Origin of the sequence: Curtobacterium sp. 458 (assembly GCF_030406605.1) — a bacterium.
GTDB lineage: Bacteria > Actinomycetota > Actinomycetes > Actinomycetales > Microbacteriaceae > Curtobacterium.
This window is the reverse complement of sequence record NZ_CP129104.1, coordinates 2,136,022-2,158,016: the sequence shown is the minus strand read 5'-3', so window position 1 is coordinate 2,158,016 and position 21,995 is coordinate 2,136,022. Positions and strand designations below refer to the sequence as shown.

The window sequence follows — 21,995 nt, the reverse complement described above, 5'->3', positions numbered from 1 at the left end:
ATGTTCCTGACCTACCTCAGGCGCGAGCTCACGAACCGCCGGAAGCAGACGGTCATCATCGCCATCGGCATGGCGCTCGCCATCGCCCTGGTCGTCATCGTGTCGTCGATCGCGAGCGGGGTGAAGACCGCGCAGTCGAGCGTCCTGTCGTCCGTGTACGGCGTCGGCACCGACATCACCGTCACGAAGACCGAGCAGCCGTCGTCGTCGAGCACCGGACGGCCGTCGTTCGACTTCGGCAGCCGCTCGGGGAGTGACAGTGGCTCGACCGACCTCTCACAGTCCCGGCTCGCGGTCGCCCGCGGGACGAGCACGTTGAACGCGTCGAACCTCTCCACGGTCACGTCGACGGCCGGGGTCAAGGCGGCCACCGGCGTCCTCACGCTCGAGAACACGACGTTCTCCGGCCAGGTGCAGCAGAACAGCAGCGGGAGCAGCTCGTCCGGCAGCAGCAGTGGTTCCGACGACAGCGGCACGCAGCAGGGCCCGCCGAGCGGCGGCGAGGGCGGTGGCTTCGGGGGCGGCTCGTTCAACGTCGACTCGTTCACCGTCACGGGCATCCCGGTCTCCGGCGAAACCGTCGGGCCGCTCACGAGCACCGAGACCACGAAGGGCCGGACGTTCACGTCGGCCGACGCCGGCAAGGACGTCGTCGTGCTCGACAGCTCGTACGCGAAGAGCGAGGACAAGACCGTCGGGGACACCCTCGAGATCGGCGGCACGAAGTTCACCGTCATCGGCATCGTGGCCTCGACCGGCTCGTCGAGCACCACCGGGTCGAACACGTACGTGCCGCTCGACACCGCACAGTCCCTCGCCGACCTCGACGGCAAGGTCACCTCCATCTACGTCTCCGCGGAGTCCTCGTCCGACGTCAGCACGATCAAGACCGCGCTGCAGTCCGAGCTGTCGAGCGCGACCGTCTCGACCGAGGCCGACCTCGCGTCGAGCGTCTCCGGCTCGCTGAGCACCGCGTCCACGCTCGTGTCGAACCTCGGCACGTGGCTGTCGGTCGTCGTCCTCGCCGCGGCGTTCCTCATCGCGATCCTCTTCACCATCTCCGGCGTCACGCGGCGCACGCGGGAGTTCGGCACCCTCAAGGCCATCGGCTGGTCGAACGGCCGGATCACCCGGCAGGTCGCTGGTGAGTCGCTCGTCCAGGGCCTCATCGGCGGAGTGATCGGCGCCGCTGCCGGGCTCGTCGGTATCCTCGTGGTGAACGTCATCGCCCCGACCGTCTCGGCGAGCGCCTCGACGTCGACGCGCGGCGGCGCCGGAGGCGGCGGGTTCCCCGGTGGTGCGGCGACCCAGGCAGCAGGCGGCGGGACCACCGGCGGCGCACCGGCCGGCGGCTTCGGCGGCGGCGGGACCACGGCGAGCACGTCGGACGTCGTGCTGCACGCGCCCGTGACCGTCGAGGTGATCCTCCTCGCCATCGGCCTCGCCGTCCTCGGTGGTCTCCTCGCCGGAGCACTCGGCGGTTGGCGCGCGAGCCGGCTCCGGCCCGCCGAGGCGCTGCGGAGCGTGGGCTGATGCCCGCGCCGCACACCGGCACGCACGCCGTCCAGCCCGCACCGCACACCGGCACGCGCGCCGTGCCGTCCGGACCGACACCGGCGGCCGCGCCGGCACCCGCCACCCCCGACCCGACAGGAGCCACCGTGACCACCACGACGACCGCAGCGTCCGCGACGGAGGCGAGCCGTGCCTCCCGGCCGATCTACCGCCTGCACAACGTGAGCAAGACGTACAAGCAGAAGCAGCGCACCGTCACCGCGCTGACGAACGTCGACCTGGAGATCCCGCAGGGGCAGCTCGTCGCGGTCCAGGGGCCGACCGGCGGCGGGAAGTCGACGCTCCTGCAGATGCTCGGCGCCCTCGACCGGCCGACCGCCGGGAGCGTCATGCTGGGCGAGCACGACGTGGCGAAGCTCGGCGACGGTGCGCTCACCGACCTCCGGGCGACCGAGATCGGGTTCGTGTTCCAGAACTTCAACCTCATCCCGACGTTGACCGCGCTGGAGAACGTCGAGACCGCGTTCGCCGGGGCGCTCGCGAACCGCTCGCGGTCCGAGGTGCGCGACCGTGCGACGGCGGCGCTCCGGGAGGTCGGCCTCGGCGAACGGCTCGACCACCTGCCGGCCGAGCTGTCCGGTGGGCAGCAGCAGCGCGTCGCGATCGCCCGAGCGCTCGTGAAGAACCCGTCCGTGCTGCTGGCGGACGAGCCGACCGGCGCGCTCGACGAGGGGACGCGCGACGAGATCATGGGCCTCATCGAGCGGCAGTGGAAAGAGCGCGGGTTGACCGTGGTCATCGTGACGCACGACTCGTGGGTGGCACGTCGCGCGGAACGCCGGCTGCACATCAAGCAGGGCCAGGTCCGCGAGGTGTAGCGGGCGCGGCCGCGGCGCGGGCCGGGCGCCGGCTGCGCGCACGGCCCGAGTCTCGGCCCAGCGGACAGTTTCGCGGTCCATCCGCCGCGGAACTGTCCGCTCAGGCGAGTCTCGGGCGACGGGGCGCGGCCCGCCCGCCGCGCTACCCGCCGACCGGGTAGTCGCAGTACGCGAACCACCGTGAGTCCGGCGACCACGGCGGCACGTTCACGGTCCCCTGGCCGCCGTCCAGCGTGACGAGCGTCTCCGGCAGCACGGCGATCCGCGCGCCCCGTGCGAGGACACCCGGCAGCAGCCGCAGCTCCACGCGGTGGTCGGCCGGGTGCCCCTGCACGCCCGGCTCGTACGAGAGGTACAGCAGGTGCGAACCGTCCGGGGACAGGTGCGGGAACCAGTTCACCCGGTCGTCGTTCGTGATCTGCACCGGCTCGTCCTGCCCCGGCCAGAGGCTCGCGAGCTGCGCGGTCCCCGGGGTGAAGCGTTCGGTGTTGAACAGCCAGGTGCCGCCGTCGGGCGTGATCGTGCACCCGTCGTCGGGGAACCCGTCGCGTGTCCGGAACGTCGGCTCGCCGGTCGTCGGGTCGACGCTCGCGACGTCGGTCGTCCACACGCCCTCGGGGCTGAGCTCACCGACGATGGCTGCGAGGGCGCTCCCGTCCGGCGCGATCCCGTGCAGGTAGAACTTCCGCGTCGTCGGGAGCACGGTCGTCGTGTCGGTGAGCTGCTCCGCGGAACCACCGTCGGGCAGCGGCACCCGGTAGAGCTCCCCGTTCCGTGCGCTCACCACGACCGAGCCGTCGGAGGGGTCGAGCACGTGGTCGTTGTTGATCTCCTCGACCCCGGGCATCGGCACCGGCACGAGTGCGCCCTCGTCGAGCACGCGGTCGTCGCCCGGGTCGGGCAGCCGCAGCAGCCAGAGGTCGCCGTTCCCGTTCAGCACCAGCGTGCCGTCGTCGAGGACGTTCGGTGCCTCGACGAGCACCGTCTTCGACTCGAACACGAGGCGGCTCGTCCGCGTCGCGACGTCGTACACGTGCACGCGGCTGGTCTGACCCGGCAGCAGCTGCCGTCCGCGGGGTTCGCTCATGGGTCCATCCTGTCGGGTCGGGTGGTGGAGGTCGCGGTGCCGGGATCGTGTCGCTCTCGCGAGAGCGACATGCTGCCGGCCTCCGCCGGCGGGCATCTGTCGCTTTCGCGTCCGAGCGTGGCGGCCGACTCACGAAAGCGACGGTCTGCGCGCCTCCGCGCCCACCGATCTGTCGCTTTCCGACAGCGACGGGCACCGCGGCACACGGACGGGAGGCGCGGTGCGGGTCGGACCCGCACCGCGCCTCCCGGAGTTGGTCGCGGCTACTTCACCGCGCCGGCGGTCAGGCCGGCCACGAACTGCCGCTGCACGATGAGGAACGCGACCACGACCGGAATCGACACGACGAGCGACGCCGCCATGATCTGGTTCCAGTACACGTTCGTCTGCGTGGAGTACTGCTGCAGGCCGACCGCGAGCGTCGAGCCGTTGCCGTTCGTCATGACCGAGGCGAAGAGGACCTCACCCCAGGCGGTCATGAACGAGTAGATCCCGACCGCCACGAGCCCGGGACGGGCCGAGGGCAGGATCACCCGGAACAGCGCACCCATCGGTCCGGAGCCGTCGACCATCGCGGCCTCGTCGAGCTCCCGCGGGATGGTCTCGAAGTAGCCCGCGAGCATCCAGATCGAGAACGGCAGCGTGAACGTCAGGTAGGTGATGATCAGGCCGAGCCACGACCCGACGAGCTGGATGCCGAGCGCGTTCCCGAGGTTCGTGAAGATGAGGAACAGCGGGAGCAGGAACAGCACGCCCGGGAACATCTGGGTCGAGAGCACCGCGGTGGTGAAGGTGCTCTTGCCCTTGAAGTTCCAGCGCGAGACGCCGTACGCCGCGAACGTGGCGATGATCAGCGAGAACACCGTCGCGACCGTGCACACCACGAGCGAGTTGATGAAGTACTGCCCCAGCGGCACCGTCGACCACATGTCGATGAACGGCTGGAAGGTGATGTTCGTGGGGATCCACGTGAAGTCGTTCTGCACGTCACCGAGCGGCTTGATCGCCGTCGTGATCATGACGTAGAGCGGGACGACCGTGAACAGGGTCAGCAGGACCAGGGTGACGATCTTGAAGGACTTGGCGCCGACTGTCTCACGCACGGACGGACCTCCGGTTGGTCACGGCGAGGTAGATGCCCGTGACGATGAGCAGGAAGATGAGGAGCAGGACGCTCATCGCGGCACCGGAGCCGAAGTTCCAGGTGATGAACGACGCGTTGTAGATGTGGAAGCTCAGCAGGTCCGCGGCCGGGGGCTGCGCGGTCGAGCCGAACAGGACGAACGGCGTGTTGAAGTCGTTGAACGTCCAGAGGAACATCACGAGCACGAGCGTCACGTTGACCGGACGCACCATCGGCAGTGTGATCGAACGCCACTGGCGGAACGGCTTCGCACCGTCCACCGAGGCGGCTTCGTACACGTCGTTCGGGACGGACTGCAGCCCGGCCATGAGCATGAGGAACGCGAACGGCCAGGTCTTCCAGATCGCCACGACGACGACCGAGATGAAGGCGTTCGACCCGATGAGCCAGAACGGCCCCTGCCCGCCGAACAGCCCGAGCTGGTCGACCAGGACGTGGTTGATCGCACCGGAGTCACGCTGGAACATGAACTTCCAGGTGATGATGCCGGCGTACATCGGCAGCGCGTACGGCACGAGGAAGAGCGTGCGGAACAGGCCACGGCCCTTGAACGGCTTCTGCAGCGCGACCGCAGCGGCCATGCCGAACGTCCACGAGAGTCCGACCACGAGCACCGTGAAGCCGCACGTGATGAGGAACGAGTTGAGGACGCCCTTGCCGATCGCCTGGTCGAAGTCGACGACGACCGAGTAGTTCCGGAAGCCCGCGAACGGCGCGGCACCCCAGTTGGCGATGAAGTACTTGGTGAGCTGGATGAACGAGATCCAGATGCCCACGAGCATCGGGACGATGTGGATGAGCAGCTCGAAGAGGATCGCCGGAGCCACGAGGGCGTACGGCAGCCAGTGGCGCTTGGGCTTCCGACCCGGTTGGGGCCCCGACAGGGTCGGCGCCTTCGTGTGGGTCAGGTCGATGCGCTCGGATTCAGGCAGGACCGAGGTGGACATGCGGGGCCTTTCGGCGAGGTGGAGGATCGGGTGCGCCGCGCGGGCCGGGGCAGCGGCGGGGAGGCGCGGCGTGCGTGAGCCGATCGGCTCACCCCCGGCGCGTGGCCGGGGTGGGAGGCGCTGGCGCTCGCGTCACGGGGTGGACGCGAGGGGTGGAGGCCCGGGCGCGTCCTGACGGACGCGACCCGGGCCTCCAGGCGGATCAACCGGCAGCCTGGGACACCTGGTCCTGGGCGGTCTGGAGCGCCGACTTGATGTCGCTGTCGGAGACCGTTCCGCCGGTCGCGATCTTGGCGAACATGTCGTTCATCGCCTTGCCGACCGTCGACTCGAACTGGTCCTCGGCGGGCACCAGCGGGAGCGGCTTCGCCTTGTTGTTGTAGATGTCGAGGAACGTCTTCGTCTGCTCGTCGGTGACCGAGTCAGCAGCGGAGGCGAGCACCGGGAGGGCCGAGTACGGCTTGTCGAGCGTGGCCTGCGTGTCCGCGCTCGTCATGTACTTGACGAACTTCAGGGCGCCGTCCTTGTTCTTCGTGTTCTTGAAGATGGACAGGTTGATGCCGGCCGGGAACGACGCGATGTCCTTCTCGCCCTGCGGTGCCGGGAAGGGCACCACGCCGAAGTCGTCCTTCGACATGCCGTTCGACGTGATCGTGCTGTTCGCGTTGTTCTGCGTCAGCATCATCGCGGCCTTCTTGTTCGCGAAGTCCGAGACCGCCTGGGTGCCGTTGTCGTACTGCGCGTTCGAGGTGTTGACGACCTTGTCCGACTGCATCAGGTCGAGGTAGCGCTTGATGCCGTCGACGTTCGCCTTCTGCGTGAAGGTCGGCTTGCCGTCCTTGTCGAACCACTCGCCGCCGTTCTGCGCCGAGTTGATGAACGCGAAGTGCGAGTTCTCGGTGTACGAACCACCGGCGATGGTGAAGCCGTACTTGCCGCCCGTGGTGAGCTTCTTGGCGTCGGTGACGAGGTCCTCCCACGTCGTCGGTGCCTCGAGGCCGGCGTCCTTGAACATCTGCTTGTTGTAGTACAGGCCGTACGCGAGGCCGTAGAGCGGGACGCTCGTGACGGTCTTGCCGGGCGCGCCACCGGTGGAGAGCGCGACCTTGCCGAACTTGTCGGCACCGCCGATCGCCTTCATCTCCGAGTCACCGAACTCCTGGAAGGCGCCGGTGGCCTGGAGCGAGGTCGCCCACGTGTTGCCGATGTTGACCACGTCCGGGCCCTGGCCCGAGGTGACGGCGGTCTGGATCTTGTTCTGCAGGTCGTTCCAGCCGATGACCTGGAGGTTGACCTTGATCCCGGTCTCCTTGGTGAACTTCTCGAGGACCGGGGTGAGCACCTCCTTGTCGTTCTGGAGGGACGTCCCCTGGTTCGACGCCCAGTACGTGAGCGTCTTGGAGTCGCCGGACGAACCGGAGCCTCCGGAGGAGCAGGCCGCGAGGCCGGTCACGGTGAGTGCCGCGGCCGCGGTGATGGCCAGTGCGCGGATGGCAGTGCGCATGACTCTCTACTTTCTCGTCGTTGAGATGGTGCAGGGATGGTGCTGTCGGGTGCTGCTGTGTGCGGGGTGTCGCCCGGCCGTCAGGCCAGGGTCGACTCCGCGGGGTCCCAACCCTCGGGGAGGGTCGGGGAGGGGTCGACGGTGCTCTCGACGAGCACCGCCTCCCCACGTTCGGCGCTCTCGGCGATGGAGACCATCACGTCGAGGACGTGGAAGGCGAGGGCACCGGGGACCCGGTTGCCGACACCGGCGCGGACGGAGCGGGCGAGGTCGACCACGCCCGTGCCGCGCGAGTAGGTGGAGCCGACCGCGGGGATCGTCTCGGGCTCGTCGGCGCCGGCCGCGTACAGCTCGGTGTCGCCGTCGAAGTTGTTCGGGTCCGGGAACACGATCGTGCCCGTCTCCCCCGCGATCTCGACGAAGCCGGTGCGACCGCGGGTCGACTCGAACGAGAAGACGCTCTGCGCACTCCCGCCGTTCTCGAACTCGATGAGCGCCGAGTGGTTCGTCGGGACCTCGACGGGGAACTCCGTGCCCGCCTTCGGCCCGGAGCCGATGACACGGGTCGCACGGGCCTTCGACGCGGTGGCCGTGACCTTCGAGACCGGGCCGAACACCTGCACGAGGGTCGTGAGGTAGTACGGGCCGATGTCGAACAGTGGGCCGGCGCCGACCGCGAAGAGGAACTCGGGGCTCGGGTGCCAGGACTCGGGGCCGGGGCTCTGGAACAGCGTCAGGCCGTTGAGCGGGGTGCCGATGCGGCCCTCGCGGACGGTCCGGAGCGCGGTCTGGAGGCCGGCACCGAGGAAGGTGTCGGGCGCGACGCTGACCGTCGTGCCGGCGGCGACCGCGGCGTCACGGAGCCGGGTGGCGCTCTCGCGGTCGAGGGCGTACGGCTTCTCGCCCCACACGTGCTTGCCCGCGGCGAGGATCTGCAGGGCGACCTCGACGTGGGCGGCCGGGATCGTCAGGTTGACGACGATCTCGATGTCGTCGTGCGCGAGCAGCTCCTCGACCGTGCCGGAGCCCGGGACCCCCCACTTCTCGGCCTGGGCGGCTGCGCGCGGCAGGTCGATGTCGGCGATGAAGTGCACCGCGACGTCCGGGAAGACCGTGAGGTTCGAGAGGTACTGGTCCGAGATGACGCCGGCGCCGATGACCCCGACGCCGACCGGGCCGGTGCGGCGGGTGGCGCCGGCGGCCGTCGTGGTGTCGGTGCCGGTGGTTGCGGTGCCGGTGCTCTCGGTGCCGGTCGAGCTGTCGGTCATGCGCGGGCCCCCTGCAGGAACGTGTACGAGTCGGCCACGGCCTGGAACACGTCGCCCTCGTGGCCGTCGAGCTCGACGACGTGCAGCGCGTCCGGCGCCGCCGCGAGGATCTCGCGGACCGGCATGATGCCGTCGCCGACCGCGACCTGCTTCTCGTCGTCGTGCGAGCCGTCGCCGTCCTTGACGTGGAGGAACTGCACCTTGTCGCCGTACTTGCCGATGACCGCGACCGGGTCGTCGCCGCCGACCGTCACCCAGTAGGTGTCGAGCTCGAGCACGACGTCGTCGGACAGCGCGTCCGCGAAGACCTCGTAGGCACTCGTGCCGTCGATGCGGTTCGAGAACTCGAACGCGTGGTTGTGGTAGCCGAGGGTCAGGCCGTGGTCGGCGGCGCGGGGCGCGAGGGCGCTCAGCTCGCGGGCGATCGCCTCGACGTCCTCGCGGGTGGTCCAGCGGGACTCGTCGATGTGCGGGTCGATGAGCGTCGTCATGCCGGCGGTGACGCTCGCGTGGAAGATCGCCTCGAGGTCCTGCTCGCCGGCGTCCAACAGTCGCGCGTGTCCGCTCGGCGCGGCGAGCCCGGCGGCAGCGAGCGCGTCGCGCAGCTCCGCGGCACGGTCGACGTAACCGAAGAGTTCGACGTTCGTGTAGCCGATGTCGGCGATGCGCTGCAGCGTGCCGGGCAGATCGGCCGAGAGGGCGTCGCGGACGGTGTAGAGCTGGACCGAGAGCGGTTGTGTCACCAGGGGTTCTCCTCGTCGAGACGGTGCGGTCGTCACTGACCGAGCGTCACACTATGACCACTTCTGACGGCGGTCAAGCAAAAGTCCCGAACACTTCGACGCACTTCGTTGCGTGTCCTGTTCGATGTGTGCTCTACTCGCCGCATGGTCGACTTGACTCGGACGGCAGCGTCGCCTCCGGTCGGGACGAGCGAGCTCTTCCAGATCCTCCGTGACGGCGTGCCACGGACCCGGGCCGAGCTCGCCGCCCTGACGGGGATGGCACGCTCGACGATCGGCGTGCGCCTCGATGCCCTCATCGAGGTCGGACTCGTCGGACCGGTGGAGACCGCCGCCTCGACCGGTGGACGGCCGCCAGCGCAGGTCGCCCTGGTGCCCCGCGCCCGGCTCGTGGTCGCCGCGGACCTCGGCGCCTCGCACGGACGGGTCGCCGTGACCGACCTCACCGGGGCGCCGCTCGCCTCCCGGGACGCGCGCATCGACATCGCCGCCGGACCCGTGCCGACGCTGTCGTGGCTGGTCTCCGTGATCGACGAACTGCTCGCCGAGGTCGGACGCACCCGCGACGACGTCATCGCCATCGGCATCGGCGTGCCCGGACCCGTGGAGTTCTCCACCGGACGCCCGGCGAACCCCCCGATCATGCCCGGATGGGACGGCTTCGACGTGCCCGGGTGGCTCCGGCAGCACGTCGCCGCCCACGTCCTCCTCGACAACGACGTCAACATCGCCGCGCTCGGCGAACGGCAGCGCGGCTGGACCGACGTCGACCACCTGCTCTTCGTGAAGGTCGCCACCGGCATCGGCTCCGGCATCGTCTCCGACGGCGTCCTGCAACGCGGTGCCCAGGGCACCGCGGGCGACATCGGCCACGTCCGGGTCGGCCGGGCCGAGGACATCCCGTGCCACTGCGGCAACACCGGCTGCCTCGAGGCCGTCGCGTCCGGTCCGGCGATCGCCCGCGCGCTGCGCGCCAAGGGCCGCGAGGTCCACACGAGCGGGGACGTGATCGACCTCGTCTCGCGAGCCGACCTCGACGCCATCGCCGCGGTCCGGCAGGCCGGGCGGGACATCGGCGAGGTGCTCGCCACCTGCGTGTCGCTCATGAACCCGTCCGTGATCGTGCTCGGCGGGTCCGTCACCCGCGCCGGCGAGCACCTCCTCGCCGGTGTCCGCGAGGTCGTGTACGCCCGGTCGATGCCGCTCGCGACGGAGCACCTCGTGATCGCGCAGTCCCGGGCGGGCTCGCACGCGGCGCTGCACGGGGCGGCGGCGCTCGCGATCGACTACGCGCTCTCCCCCGCGGGCGTCGACGAGCTCGTCGCGTTCGCCGAGGGACGCGCACTGGTGTCCTGACCGCGCGTCGGTTTCCGTCGCGTCGGTGGGCGGGGTGAGAATCGTCGGGTGACGATCGTGCAGCCCACCCTGTGGGGCGACCTGGACCCCGGACTGGAGGCGGAGCTCGCCTCCGCCGCGCCGGCGCCGGGTGCGCGGACGGCCGGTCCCGGCTCCTCGGCACATGCGGTGGGCGTGCAGCACGACACGTTCACGGTCCTGCGGGGGCACACCGAGCGCATCGTCGCGCACTCCTCGGACCGGATGGCGTGGCTCCGCGCGCGGGCCATGGGCATCACGGCGACCGACGTCGCCCGGCTCGCCTCGCTCCGCGCGGTCCACGCCGTCGTCGCCGACAAGCGCTACGGCTCCCGGTTCTCGGGCAACGTGTACACCGAGCACGGCCGGGAGCGCGAGCCCGTCATCGCTGCCTGGGTCGCTGCGACGCACGGCATCGAGCCGTCCGCACACCTCTTCCACGCCGCCGCGAACCGTGCACACCTCGCCACACCCGACGGCGTCGGACACGACGGTGACGGGCGACTCGTGCTCGCCGAGATCAAGACGACCGCGAAGGGCTGGCGGAGCATCCCCCGGCACTACCTCCGGCAGATCTGGTGGCAGCAGTACGTGCTCGGGGCCGACCGCACCCTGTTCGTCTGGGAGCGCCACGACGACTTCGTCCCCGCGCACGACGCGCCCGAGTGCCGCTGGGTCGACCGCGACGACGACCAGATCCGGGTCCTCATCGACCTCGCCGACCGGGTGCTCGACACCCTCCGCCGCGACCGGGTCTAGACCTTCACGATCCGGAGTCGGCTCATCCCCACGACGAGCACGCCCATCAGCGCGATGAAGACCGCGACGCCGAGGCAGTACAGCGCGATGACGCCGTACCCGAGCGACGGGTTCAGGAACGGGTACGGCACCCACCCGTCGGTCGCGCCGCGGACCAGGACGACCACGAGCCAGACGGCAGGGTAGATCAGGAACCACCACACGTGCCGGAGCAGCAGCCTGCCCCGGTCCGAGAAGAGCAGCCAGTCGAGCACGGCGTAGAGCGGGATCCACTTGTGGAGCACGTCGTTCGACCACGGCACGGTGTTCTCGACGGCGGCTCCGGTGAGCAGCGTGTTGTACACGACCCCCGTCGTCGCGATGTAGACCGTGGCGGCCCCGCGGAACACCGACAACCGGAGCGGCTCACGCTTCGACCGGAACGCCACGACGAGCGTCACGGCGAGGGCGACCGCGATGACGATGTTCGACTGGATCGTGAAGTACCCGAAGAAGTTGAACGGGTTGTACTCCGGCGACCGGGAGCTGACGAGCCACTGCGCGAGGATCGCGGAGGCGGTGGCGATGACCGCGATGAGCCGGAGGGCGTTGACGAGCGTGCGCACGTCGCCACGCTATCGGGACATCGCCCCGGACGACGAGAAGACCCGCACCGAACCGGTGCGGGTCTTCTCGGACTGATCAGCGGATCAGATGCTGTCGACGTCGAACGGGATGCCGTGTGAGCACCGCGCCGAAGGTCGTCAGATGCTGTCGACGTCGAACGGGATGCCTTGTGAGCACCGCGCCGAAGGTCGTCAGATGCTGTTGACGTCGAGCGGGATGCCCGGGCCGAAGGTGGTCGCGACGGACCCCTTCGTGATGTAGCGGCCCTTCGAGGAGCTCGGCTTGAGGCGGACGATCTCCTCGAGCGCGGCCGAGATGTTCTCGTCGAGCTGCTCCGGCGTGAACGAGGCCTTGCCGACGACGAAGTGCACGTTGGCGTGCTTGTCGACGCGGAACTCGATCTTGCCGCCCTTGATGTCGTTGACGGCCTGCGCGACGTTCGGGGTCACGGTGCCGGTCTTCGGGTTCGGCATGAGGCCACGCGGGCCGAGCACCTTGCCCAGACGGCCGACCTTGCCCATGAGGTCCGGGGTCGCGACGGCCGAGTCAAAGGCGGTGTAGCCGTCGGCGACCTTCTGGATGAGCTCGTCGCCACCGACCTCGTCGGCACCGGCGGCGATGGCGGCCTCAGCAGCAGCACCGACCGCGAAGACGATGACGCGGGCGGTCTTGCCCGTGCCGTGCGGCAGGATGACCGTGCCGCGGACCATCTGGTCCGCCTTGCGCGGGTCGACGCCGAGCTTGAGCGCGACCTCGACGGTGGAGTCGGTCTTCGCCGAGCCGGTCTCCTTCGCGAGGGCGACGGCCTCGGTCGGGGTGTAGAACTTGTCGGCCTCGATCTTCGCGGCCGCGGCCTGGTAGGCCTTGGACTTCTTCGCCATGGTGTTCTCCTCTGGGAGCTACGTGGTTGACGAGCCGGCGAGGCTCTCCCACGGAAGGGTGTTGGGGGTGTGGATCAGGCCTCGACCGTGATGCCCATCGAGCGCGCGGTGCCGGCGATGATCTTCGCGGCCTGCTCGATGTCGTTGGCGTTCAGGTCGGCCTGCTTGGTCTCGGCGATCTGACGGACCTGGTCCATCGAGATCTTGGCGACCTTGACCGTGTGCGGGGTCGCGGACCCCTTCTGCACACCCGCAGCCTTCTTGATGAGCTCGGCGGCCGGCGGGGTCTTGAGGACGAACGTGAACGAACGGTCCTCGTAGACGGTGATCTCGACCGGCACGACGTTGCCACGCTGCGACTCGGTCGCGGCGTTGTACGCCTTGCAGAACTCCATGATGTTCACGCCGTGCTGACCGAGCGCAGGACCGATCGGCGGGGCCGGGTTGGCGGCGCCCGCGTTGATCTGCAGCTTGATCAGGCCCGTGACCTTCTTCTTCGGTGCCATGACTTGTTTCCTCCTGGAATCGAACGCACGGGGATCCGTGCACTCTCCCGCGGGCCCGGCCGTTCCGGACCGCGGTGAAGCCCCACACGCTCAGCGTGCGGGGCCAAACCTCGGTAGCTTACTACAGCTTGGTGACCTGGTCGAAGCTGAGCTCGACCGGGGTCTCGCGCTCGAACAGCGAGACGAGGACCGTGAGCTTGCCGCTCTCCGGCTTGATCTCGGAGATCGAACCCGGCAGGCCCGCGAACGAGCCTTCCTTGATGGTGATCGTCTCGCCGATCTCGAAGTCGACCTCCGCCTGCGGCTGGGCCTGCGCGGCACCGCCGGACTTCGCGCCGCCCTTGGCCGGAGCGGCCTCGGCGACCTGGACGAGCGACTTCAGCATGCCGAAGGCCTCGTCGAAGCGGAGCGGGGTCGGGTTGTGGGCGTTGCCGACGAAGCCGGTGACACCCGGGGTGTGGCGGACGACCGACCACGAGTCCTCGTTGAGGTCCATGCGGACGAGCACGTACGAGGGGATCCGGACGCGGGTGACCAGCTTGCGCTGCCCGTTCTTGATCTCGACGACGTCCTCCATCGGGACCTCGACCTGGTAGATGTAGTCCTCCATCGACATCGAGACCATGCGGTTCTCGATGTTCGACTTCACGCGACGCTCGAAGCCCGCGTAGGAGTGGATGACGTACCACTTGCCGGGCTTCATCCGCAGCTCGGCCTTGAAGGCCTCGTACGGGTCGACCTCGGCGGGCTCGTCGGCGGCGAGGGTCTCGTTCGCCTGCGCGGCGGACTCCTCCTCGAGCTCGACCTCTTCCTCGTCCTCGACCGCTTCGACGGCGGCCTCGGCCTCGTCGGCGGAGTCGATCTCGAGGGCGTCGTCCACGACCGCGTCGGCCTCGGGGTCGCGCGACTCCTGCAGGGCGGTGAGTGCCTCGTCGAGTCCGGCGTCGACCGTGCCGTCGTCGGGCTCGTCGCTCAGACCGAGGGACTCGTCGTCGGCGTCCTCGACCGAGATCGCACGCTCCTCAGCGGACTCGGCAGCGAGCTGCTCGCCGGTCTCGACGTCGCCTTCCTGGTTCTCCTCGACCTCGGAGGACTGCTCGGCAGCCGTCGCGAGGTCGATGTCGTCGCGGGAGTTGTCAGACAATGTCGATTCTTTCCGTTCGGTGGTGCGGATCGGGTTGGCGAGCGATCAGCCCGGCCTGCGGTCGGTCGGACCGGATCAGGCGGTCGGACCGTTGCCGAAGACGTAGCCGACGCCGTACCCGAACACGAAGTCGAGGACCGACACCAGGACCATCATCACGATCACGAAGACCAGGACGACGCCGGTGTAGCTGAAGAGCTCCTTGCGGGTCGGCGTGACCACCTTGCGGAGCTCGCCGATGACCTGACGGATGAACAGGGCGATGGCAGCGAACGGCCCGCGACGCGATGCGCGGTCCTGCTTCGCCTTGGCGACGACGTCGTCCGCCGTCGCTTCCACGTCTTTGCTCGCCACTTCTACCCTTCCAGATGTGCAGGGCGGACAGGACTCGAACCTGCAACCTGCGGTTTTGGAGACCGCTGCTCTACCAATTGAGCCACCGCCCTTCGGAACCCGGTTCGTCACCGATCCGCGTTCCGGTGGTCGAGTGTACGGGAGTCCGTCACACGGTGTCCACTTGACGGATGCTCCGGCGTGCCGCGCCGATAGGCTTGGCCCCGTGAGCACCGCAGCCGAAGGCCCCGAGTCCACCGCCAACCCCGCCGCCCCGCAGCAGCGCATCGCGTCGCGCATCGCAGCCATCGCCGAGTCCGCCACCCTCAAGGTCGATGCGAAGGCAAAGGCGCTCAAGGCCGCGAGTCGGCCGGTCATCTCGTTCGCCGCGGGTGAGCCCGACTTCGCCACGCCGCAGCACGTCGTCGACGCCGCCGTCGCCGCCGCGCAGGACCCGAAGAACCACCGCTACACGCCCGCCACGGGACTGCCCGAGCTGAAGCAGGCGATCGCCGCCAAGACCGCTCGCGAGTCGGGCGTGTCGGTCGACCCGTCGCAGGTCATCGTGACGAACGGCGGCAAGCAGGCGGTCTACCAGGCGTTCCAGACGATCGTCGACGAGGGCGACGAGGTCCTCCTCCCGGCCCCGTACTGGACCACCTACCCGGAGGCCATCCGGCTCGCGGGCGGGGTCCCCGTCGACGTGTTCGCCGGCAGCGACCAGGACTACCTCGTGACCGTCGAGCAGCTCGAGGCCGCGCGCACCCCGAAGACCAAGGCGCTGCTGTTCTGCTCGCCGTCGAACCCGACCGGCTCCGTGTACTCCGTGGAGCAGACGAAGGCGATCGGCGAGTGGGCGCTCGAGCACGGCATCTGGGTCATCAGCGACGAGATCTACCAGGACCTCGTGTACGACGGCGTCCGTTTCACGGGCATCCTCGACGCGGTCCCGGCCCTCGCCGACACCACGATCCTCGTCAACGGCGTCGCCAAGACGTACGCGATGACCGGTTGGCGCGTCGGCTGGCTCATCGGCCCGCTCGACGCCGTCAAGGCCGCCTCGAACCTGCAGTCGCACCTGTCGAGCAACGTCTCGAACGTCTCGCAGCGGGCAGCGATCGCCGCACTGGACGGCCCGCAGGAGCCCGTCGCGGCGATGCGGGAGGCGTTCGACCGCCGTCGTCGGGCCATCGTCGACGGCCTCAACGCGATCCCGGGCTTCGTCACGCCGACGCCGAAGGGCGCCTTCTACGTCTACCCCGACGTCACGGCACTGCTCGGCCGAGAGTGGGCCGGCTCCACGCCGACGACCACGCTCGAGCTCGCGGACCTCATCCTCGAGCACGCCGAGGTCGCGGTCGTCCCCGGCGAGGCCTTCGGCCCCTCCGGCTACCTGCGGCTGTCGTACGCGCTGGGCGACGACGACATCGCCGAGGGCGTGTCGCGCCTGGCGAAGCTCTTCGGCTAGTCCCGGACACGACGACGGCCCGCCTCCGAGGAGGCGGGCCGTCGTCGTCCTGGAGGCACGGGTCGGCTCGGGCGGTCAGCCGGCGGCGAGCAGGTCCCCCACCACCACGGGCTCGGGCACGAGCGTGACGCCGAAGCGGTTGAGCACCGTGATCTGCACGTAGCGGGCCAGCTCTGCGACCTGCGCCGCGGACGCTCCCCCGCGGTTCGTCAGCGCCAGCGTGTGCTTCGACGAGATCGCCGCGCGTGACCCGGGGACCGCGTACCCGCGGTGGACGCCGGCTTGCTCGATGAGCCACGCGGCGCTGAGCTTCACGTCGTCGCCGGCGGGCCAGCGCGGAGCATCGGCGGGCAGGGTCTCGGCGAAGGCCGCGGAGACGATCGGGTTCGTGAAGAACGACCCGGCACTCCAGGTGTCGTGGTCGTCGCCGTCGAGCACCATGCCCTTCGACCCGCGGAGGCGGAGGACCTCGTCGCGGACGGTCGCCGGTGCCACCCGGGCGCCGAGCTCGACCCCGAGGGACCCGGCGAGCTGTGCGTAGCGGACCGGGACGCCGTCGTCGGACGCGGCGCCGAGCCGGAACTCGACCGTGAGCACCACGCCGCGTCGTCCGTGCTTCAGGGTCGACGAGCGGTAGCCGAGCGCGAGCTCGGCCGCGGGCACCCACGCGCGCTCCCCCGTCGACGCGTCGAGGAACTCGATGCGGGTGAGCACGTCGGACAGCTCGACCCCGTAGGCGCCGATGTTCTGCACGGGGGCGGCACCGACCGTGCCCGGGATGCCGCTCAGTGCCTCCAGGCCGGTCCAGCCGTTCGTCACCGTCTGCGCGACGAAGGCGTCCCACGGTTCACCGGCCGCCACGCGGACGGTGACGCCGTCGACGTCGATCTCGTGGTCGATGCCGCGTGTGCGGACGAGCACGACCGTGCCGTCGAAGCCCGGGTCGGCCACGAGGAGGTTGCTCCCACCACCGACGACGAGCCAGTCGTCGTCCTGCCAGGCGGTGCGGGTGTGCTCGACGAGCTCCTCGGTGGTCGTCGCGGTGAGCAGGGTGCTCGCAGGACCGCCGACGCGGAGCGTCGTGAGGTCGGCGAGCAGGGCGTCCGTCACGGTCAGCGGAACGCCACCGTGACCTGCGCCTTGCCGAGCACGGTCTGCCCGGCGGCGGTCACGGTGAGGTCGATGCGTTGCGGGCGCCCGTCGTCGTCGACGGTGCCGACCTTCGCGACGACGCCGACGGTCGCGCCGTCCTGCGGGTCGACGACCACGGGACGGGTGAAGCGGACGCCGTACCGCGTCACCCAGCCGCGGTCGCCGAGCCACTCGGCGACGGGCTGGACGGCGAGGCCCATCGTGAGCATGCCGTGCGCGAGGACGCCCGGGAGCCCGACCGACGCGGCGACGTCGTCACGGTAGTGGATCGGGTTGAAGTCGCCGGAGGCACCGGCGTACCGGACGAGCGAGTCGCGCGTGAGGTGCACCTCGCGCTCGGCGACGACGGTGCCGACCTCGAGCGAGGTCGCGGGTGCGGTGGTCATGCGTCGTCTCCTCGGACCACGAGGGTGGAGGTCGCCGTGACGACGTGCTCCCCCGCGGCGTCGTTCATCGTGCTCTCGGCGGTGACCATGGCGTTGCCGCCGAGGGTCTTCACGCTCGTCACGGTCAGCGTGGCGGTCAGTTCGTCGCCGGCCACGATCGGGCGGTCGTACGTGAAGGCCTGCTCCCCGTGCACGACCCGCGAGAAGTCGATCCCGGCGTCCGGCTCGGCGAGGAGCTGGGCGAGCGTGGCCTCCTGCACGACGACGGCGAAGGTCGGCGGTGCGACCACGTCGTCGTAGCCGGCGGCACGGGCGGCCTCCGGTTCGTGGTGGATCGGGTTCGTGGCGAAGACGGCGCGGGAGAACTCGCGCACCTTCTCGCGACCGACCAGGTAGGGCTGGGCCGGCGGGAACGTCCTGCCGACGAGCTCGGGGTTCACAGACACGTCCGGCAGTCTACCGAGCGCGGTCCGACACCGGATGTCCATGAGGATGCATCGGCTATGCTGCAGGAGCGACGTCGGGGGGTGTCGCGCGAGCTCGGGGAGGGAGCAGCCATGGAGGCACGGACGGAGTACGCCGTACACACCGGGGACCGGCGAGCGGCGATGGAGGTCGCGAGCGCGGCCCTGCGCCGGAGCGGACACGAGGTGACGACGACCGGTGGGACGATCACGGCACGGAGCGGGAGCCGCTTCCTCACGACGCTGCTCGGTGCGCTCGTCCACCCCTCGCGGCAGTTCCGGCACTACGAGCTGTCGACGACGGTGACCGGAGCATCCACGACGATCACGGTGCGTCCGCTCCACCACGGCACCGCGGTAGCGGGCGGGGCGATCGGGGCGGAGCGTCGGCGCGCTGCGTGGCGGCAGGTGACGAGCGCGGTCGAGGGGGCCCTGCGCTCCGCCGGGGTGCTCGTCGACCGGACGGACCACGGCGCGCACTGAGCCGGCGCGCGTCGACCGGACGGACCACGGCGCGCACTGAGCCGGCGCGCACTACGGCGGCGAACGCCGGGAACAGGAGAGGCCCGACGCGAACGCGCCGGGCCTTGCTGTAGCGAGGGCGGGACTTGAACCCGCGACACCACGATTATGAGCCGTGTGCTCTAACCAACTGAGCTACCCCGCCGGAGATCCGGAGGCGACACTCGCTCCGGGTCGGAGCCCCGAGTCAGGATTGAACTGACGACCCCTTCCTTACCATGGAAGTGCTCTACCACTGAGCTATCGGGGCGATGTGCCGCGAACGGCACCACACGAGAGTAGCAGACTCGCGACGGTGGTCCGGAACCGGGCTCGACGCCCGGGCGTGCCGCCGCGGAGGCCGCTAGTCCGCGTTCTCCTCGAGCCAGGTCAGCGGGTCCACCGGGATGCCGTCGACGTGGATCTCGAGGTGCAGGTGGGGGCCGGTCGAGTTGCCGGTGCTGCCCACCTCGCCGAGCTCGTCACCGACCGAGACCTGCTGCCCGGTGACGACCTTGAACGTGTTGTCCTTCATGTGGCCGTAGACGCTGACGAACTGCTTGCCGTCGACGTCGTGGGTCACCCAGACGTCGTTGCCGAAGCCGCCGTCGTTCGCCTGGACCTTCGTCACGACGCCGTCCGCGATGACCCGGATCGGGGTGCCCTCACCCGGCGCGAAGTCGACGCCCATGTGGTTCGTCGAGCAGAACGAGCAGCCGGCGACCTGGCGTCCGCCGAAGCCCGAGGTGATCGGGACACCGGTGAGGAAGGGCCACTGGATCGTGCCGTCGGCGTCGTTCGTGAACGCCGACGCATCCGTGTTGGCGTACTGCGTGGCGTCGGAGACCGTGTACTGGTCACGCGTGGTCGAGCCGTCCGCGGCCTGCCCGACGCTCATCGACTGGGCACTCCCGGAGGCGGCGGACCGGGCCGAGGTCGAGCCGGCCTCCGGCGTGTAGAGCGCCTGCGCCGGGAGGGAGGTCGAGACCACCAGTCCGGCGACGAAGAGCAGGGCTCCGACCGCGGTGACGCGCGAGGCGGTGCGACGGAACGCCGCGCCGGCAGGGGCAGGAGCGGCCGTCGCTGCCGGGGCGGCAGGACGGCGGGCCGGACGCACGCGGGCGGTGGCCCCGCCGCGGCGCGACGAGGCGGGAGCGGTGGTGGACCCGGCGCGGCGCGAGATCCGGGACGGCGATGCCGGAGCGGCGCGCTCGGCGGCCGGCGCGACGACCGGAGACGTCGGCGCGGGCGGGGTCGCCGGCCCAGCGTCGGCGACGGGCAGCACCGGCGACGTCGGCGCGAGGTCGACCGGGGACGCGGGCGCGCGGTCGACCGGCGACGCGGGCGCGCGGTCGACCGGGGACGCCGGGGCGACCGCGTCGACGGGGGCGCCGACGATCGCGGCGAACTCCTCGGTCCTGCCGATCGGCGTCGTACGTGCAGCGGCTCGCTCGGCCTCGATGCGCGCTCGTCGGGTCAGGTGGACGACCGGGGTGGGTGCGTCGACGGTGACGTCGGTCGGTGCGGACGTGGTGGAGGCGTCGGGCATGCGTTCGGTGCTGATCCTGATCGGGGGAGGAGTGGGGCCGTTGGTAACGAGCCGGTAACGGAACCCCTGAACGGTAGCAAAGGACAACACTGCCCGCCAGTCGTGTCCCCCGGCTCGGCGCTCCCCCAGTCCGAGGGCTGCACGCCGCTCAGGCCGGTGTGACCCCGAGGGCTGCGGCCTCGGCGCGGTGCAGCAGGGCCTCGAGCTCGTCGGCCACCGCGGCGCTCGCGAACAGGAACGACCGCGTGTCCCCCGCCTGCCATGAGCGGACCTCGGCCCCGGCCGCCGCGGCCACGATCGACCCGGCGGCCATGTCCCACGGGTTGATCCCACGTTCGTAGTAGGCATCGACGGTGCCGTCCCCCACCGCGCAGCAGTCGAGCGCCGCCGATCCCCCACGACGGACGTCCCGGACGCTCCCGATGAGCTCCGCGAGCACGGCGACCTGGCCGCGGCGACGCTCCGCCGTGTACGCGAACCCGGTCGACAGCAGCGTCTCGGCGAGCGAGTCGGGCGACGCGGCCACGATCGGCGCACCGTCCCGGGTCGCGGGACCTCCGGCGACGGCGCGGAACACCGTCCCGGTGGCCGGTGCGACGACGACGCCCGCGATCGGCTCCCACGTCGCGGGGTCCGGAGCACCGCGCACGACGCCGATGCTCACCGCGTAGTCGGGGCGTCCGTAGAGGTAGTTGACAGTGCCGTCGATCGGGTCGACGACCCAGGTGACGCCGCTCGTCCCGTCCGTCCCGCCCGCCTCCTCGCCGAGGACCGCGTCGTCCGGGCGTGCCTCGGCGATCCGGCGGCGGACGAGGTCCTCGACCTCCCGGTCCGCGGCGGTGACCACGTCGACCACGCTCGACTTCCGGTCGGCGACCTCGACCCCCTCGGCGCGTCGGCGGGCAGCGAGCGCGGCGGCCTCACGGGCGATGGACTCGGCGAGGTCGGCGAACGCGGACGGCGTGGGTTCAGGAGCCATGCACCCATCTTGCCGGGGAACGACGAAGCCCCCTCCGAGGAGGGGGCTTCGATCACGTGGCAAGTGAGGGATTCGAACCCCCGAAGGCTACGCCGGCTGATTTACAGTCAGATCCCTTTGGCCGCTTGGGTAACTTGCCATCGCGCACCCAGCCCGTGTGATCACCAACCGGAGGCGCGCAGAACAGCATAGCCGATGCGCGGGGGTGGTCGTGACCACCCCGTCGAGCCGGGCCGGTCCGCGGTCCTGAACCGCGCCTCCCGGCCGCCGATAGGCTGTCCGGCATGGCAGACAGTTCCTTCGACGTGGTGAGCAAGGTCGACAAGATGGAGGCGGAGAACGCCGTCAACCAGGCGGCCAAGGAGATCGAACAGCGCTACGACTTCAAGGGCGCCGGCGCATCGATCGCGTTCAGCGGTGACGACGTCCTCATCAAGGCGAACTCCGAGGAGCGGGCCCGCGCCGTCCTCGACGTGCTGCAGTCCAAGGCGATCAAGCGCAGCATCAGCCTCAAGAGCCTCGACGCCGGCGACCCCTTCCCCTCGGGCAAGGAGTTCCGCATCGAGGTGAAGTTCAAGAACGGCATCGAGCAGGACGTCGCGAAGAAGATCGGCGCGTTCCTCCGCGCGCAGGCGCCGAAGAGCGTGAAGAGCCAGATCCAGGGCGACGAGCTCCGGGTGTCCTCGAAGAGCCGCGACGACCTCCAGAACACCATCCAGCTGCTGAAGGGCGAAGAGTTCGACGTCCCGCTGCAGTTCGTGAACTTCCGCTGACGCCCGCGTCCGCCTGACCCGACACCGACGACGT

At 70.3% G+C, this 21,995-nt stretch carries 23 protein-coding genes and 4 tRNA genes; 7 read left to right on the top strand and 20 right to left on the bottom strand.

Translation table 11 applies throughout. The features are described from left to right. Entirely contained in the window at positions 1-1,533 is a 1,533-nt protein-coding gene (locus QPJ90_RS10800; protein ID WP_290131234.1) for an ABC transporter permease, read from the top strand. A gap of 185 nt (positions 1,534-1,718) precedes the next feature. Further along, entirely contained in the window at positions 1,719-2,393 is a 675-nt protein-coding gene (locus QPJ90_RS10795; RefSeq protein WP_290134212.1) for an ABC transporter ATP-binding protein, read from the top strand. A 142-nt stretch (positions 2,394-2,535) separates the two neighbouring features. Here the strand turns inward: QPJ90_RS10795 and QPJ90_RS10790 are convergent, their stop codons facing one another. From QPJ90_RS10790 to QPJ90_RS10765, 6 genes are all read right to left on the bottom strand, one after another. Continuing rightward, complete coding sequence (locus QPJ90_RS10790; protein WP_290131233.1) at positions 2,536-3,480, bottom strand: biopolymer transporter Tol; 945 nt, start codon at positions 3,478-3,480, stop codon at positions 2,536-2,538. A gap of 263 nt (positions 3,481-3,743) precedes the next feature. Continuing rightward, on the bottom strand, positions 3,744-4,583 hold the full coding sequence (locus QPJ90_RS10785) for a carbohydrate ABC transporter permease (RefSeq protein WP_290131232.1): 840 nt from the start codon (positions 4,581-4,583) through the stop codon (positions 3,744-3,746). Next, positions 4,576-5,571, bottom strand: a complete 996-nt coding sequence (locus QPJ90_RS10780) for a sugar ABC transporter permease (protein ID WP_290131231.1) — start codon at positions 5,569-5,571, stop codon at positions 4,576-4,578. Before QPJ90_RS10780 ends, QPJ90_RS10785 begins: the two co-directional genes overlap by 8 nt. 202 nt (positions 5,572-5,773) lie before the next feature. Further along, a complete protein-coding gene (locus QPJ90_RS10775; RefSeq protein WP_290131230.1) occupies positions 5,774-7,075 on the bottom strand; it encodes a sugar ABC transporter substrate-binding protein in 1,302 nt (433 codons plus the stop codon). An 80-nt stretch (positions 7,076-7,155) separates the two neighbouring features. Next, positions 7,156-8,343 carry a Gfo/Idh/MocA family oxidoreductase gene (locus QPJ90_RS10770; protein WP_290131229.1) on the bottom strand — a complete coding sequence of 396 codons (1,188 nt, stop codon included), beginning with the start codon at positions 8,341-8,343 and terminating at the stop codon, positions 7,156-7,158. Beyond that, positions 8,340-9,086: a sugar phosphate isomerase/epimerase gene (locus tag QPJ90_RS10765; RefSeq protein ID WP_290131228.1), complete on the bottom strand. Its 747-nt coding sequence runs from the start codon at positions 9,084-9,086 to the stop codon at positions 8,340-8,342. The genes QPJ90_RS10770 and QPJ90_RS10765 overlap by 4 nt, the downstream gene beginning before the upstream one ends. Positions 9,087-9,230: 144 nt before the next feature. Between QPJ90_RS10765 and QPJ90_RS10760 the strand changes: the two genes are divergently transcribed. Together QPJ90_RS10760 and QPJ90_RS10755 are read left to right on the top strand one after the other, a co-directional pair. After that, the gene (locus tag QPJ90_RS10760) at positions 9,231-10,442 is read left to right on the top strand and encodes an ROK family transcriptional regulator (RefSeq protein ID WP_290131227.1); all 1,212 of its coding nucleotides are present in this window, start codon (positions 9,231-9,233) and stop codon (positions 10,440-10,442) included. 48 nt (positions 10,443-10,490) lie between these two features. Next, on the top strand, positions 10,491-11,219 hold the full coding sequence (locus QPJ90_RS10755; protein ID WP_290131226.1) for a YqaJ viral recombinase family protein: 729 nt from the start codon (positions 10,491-10,493) through the stop codon (positions 11,217-11,219). Here QPJ90_RS10755 and QPJ90_RS10750 read toward each other — a convergent pair. The 6 genes from QPJ90_RS10750 to QPJ90_RS10725 form a co-directional block, all read right to left on the bottom strand. Next, a complete protein-coding gene (locus tag QPJ90_RS10750) occupies positions 11,216-11,824 on the bottom strand; it encodes a Pr6Pr family membrane protein (RefSeq protein WP_290131225.1) in 609 nt (202 codons plus the stop codon). The genes QPJ90_RS10755 and QPJ90_RS10750 overlap by 4 nt on opposite strands. 192 nt (positions 11,825-12,016) lie before the next feature. Continuing rightward, the gene (gene rplA, locus QPJ90_RS10745; RefSeq protein ID WP_022834225.1) at positions 12,017-12,706 is read right to left on the bottom strand and encodes a 50S ribosomal protein L1; all 690 of its coding nucleotides are present in this window, start codon (positions 12,704-12,706) and stop codon (positions 12,017-12,019) included. Positions 12,707-12,780: 74 nt separating this feature from the next. Further along, positions 12,781-13,212 (bottom strand): 50S ribosomal protein L11, encoded by a 432-nt coding sequence (rplK, locus tag QPJ90_RS10740; RefSeq protein WP_022906459.1) that lies wholly within the window; start codon positions 13,210-13,212, stop codon positions 12,781-12,783. A gap of 121 nt (positions 13,213-13,333) precedes the next feature. Further along, the gene (gene nusG, locus QPJ90_RS10735; RefSeq protein WP_290131224.1) at positions 13,334-14,356 is read right to left on the bottom strand and encodes a transcription termination/antitermination protein NusG; all 1,023 of its coding nucleotides are present in this window, start codon (positions 14,354-14,356) and stop codon (positions 13,334-13,336) included. Between the two features lie 75 nt (positions 14,357-14,431). Then, the gene (gene secE, locus QPJ90_RS10730) at positions 14,432-14,710 is read right to left on the bottom strand and encodes a preprotein translocase subunit SecE (RefSeq protein ID WP_290131223.1); all 279 of its coding nucleotides are present in this window, start codon (positions 14,708-14,710) and stop codon (positions 14,432-14,434) included. 19 nt (positions 14,711-14,729) lie between these two features. Continuing rightward, a tRNA-Trp gene (locus tag QPJ90_RS10725) sits at positions 14,730-14,802 on the bottom strand. Positions 14,803-14,915: 113 nt separating this feature from the next. Between QPJ90_RS10725 and QPJ90_RS10720 the strand changes: the two genes are divergently transcribed. Continuing rightward, a complete protein-coding gene (locus QPJ90_RS10720) occupies positions 14,916-16,157 on the top strand; it encodes a pyridoxal phosphate-dependent aminotransferase (protein WP_290131222.1) in 1,242 nt (413 codons plus the stop codon). Between the two features lie 75 nt (positions 16,158-16,232). Here the strand turns inward: QPJ90_RS10720 and QPJ90_RS10715 are convergent, their stop codons facing one another. From QPJ90_RS10715 to QPJ90_RS10705, 3 genes are read right to left on the bottom strand one after another with little or no spacing between them, the layout of a single operon-like run. Then, positions 16,233-17,267, bottom strand: a complete 1,035-nt coding sequence (locus QPJ90_RS10715; RefSeq protein ID WP_290131221.1) for a UDP-N-acetylmuramate dehydrogenase — start codon at positions 17,265-17,267, stop codon at positions 16,233-16,235. 2 nt (positions 17,268-17,269) lie between these two features. Then, complete coding sequence (locus QPJ90_RS10710) at positions 17,270-17,695, bottom strand: MaoC/PaaZ C-terminal domain-containing protein (RefSeq protein ID WP_290131220.1); 426 nt, start codon at positions 17,693-17,695, stop codon at positions 17,270-17,272. After that, positions 17,692-18,141, bottom strand: coding sequence for a MaoC family dehydratase N-terminal domain-containing protein (locus QPJ90_RS10705; RefSeq protein WP_079236588.1), 450 nt, complete (start codon positions 18,139-18,141; stop codon positions 17,692-17,694). Before QPJ90_RS10705 ends, QPJ90_RS10710 begins: the two co-directional genes overlap by 4 nt. Before the next feature lie 111 nt (positions 18,142-18,252). On the opposite strand from QPJ90_RS10705, the gene QPJ90_RS10700 reads away from it, so the two are divergent. Next, entirely contained in the window at positions 18,253-18,642 is a 390-nt protein-coding gene (locus tag QPJ90_RS10700) for a hypothetical protein (protein ID WP_290131219.1), read from the top strand. Between the two features lie 110 nt (positions 18,643-18,752). Here QPJ90_RS10700 and QPJ90_RS10695 read toward each other — a convergent pair. The 5 genes from QPJ90_RS10695 to QPJ90_RS10675 all read right to left on the bottom strand — a co-directional run bounded on the left by QPJ90_RS10695 (position 18,753) and on the right by QPJ90_RS10675 (position 21,327). Next, positions 18,753-18,826: transfer RNA gene (locus QPJ90_RS10695), tRNA-Met, on the bottom strand. A gap of 33 nt (positions 18,827-18,859) precedes the next feature. Further along, positions 18,860-18,931 (bottom strand) — tRNA-Thr (locus QPJ90_RS10690). A gap of 93 nt (positions 18,932-19,024) precedes the next feature. After that, positions 19,025-20,209 carry a M23 family metallopeptidase gene (locus QPJ90_RS10685; protein WP_290131218.1) on the bottom strand — a complete coding sequence of 395 codons (1,185 nt, stop codon included), beginning with the start codon at positions 20,207-20,209 and terminating at the stop codon, positions 19,025-19,027. Between the two features lie 148 nt (positions 20,210-20,357). Beyond that, complete coding sequence (locus QPJ90_RS10680) at positions 20,358-21,188, bottom strand: inositol monophosphatase family protein (protein WP_290131217.1); 831 nt, start codon at positions 21,186-21,188, stop codon at positions 20,358-20,360. A 57-nt stretch (positions 21,189-21,245) separates the two neighbouring features. Then, positions 21,246-21,327 (bottom strand) — tRNA-Tyr (locus tag QPJ90_RS10675). Positions 21,328-21,472: 145 nt separating this feature from the next. Between QPJ90_RS10675 and QPJ90_RS10670 the strand changes: the two genes are divergently transcribed. Next, on the top strand, positions 21,473-21,961 hold the full coding sequence (locus QPJ90_RS10670) for a YajQ family cyclic di-GMP-binding protein (RefSeq protein WP_290131216.1): 489 nt from the start codon (positions 21,473-21,475) through the stop codon (positions 21,959-21,961). Positions 21,962-21,995: the final 34 nt, after the last annotated feature.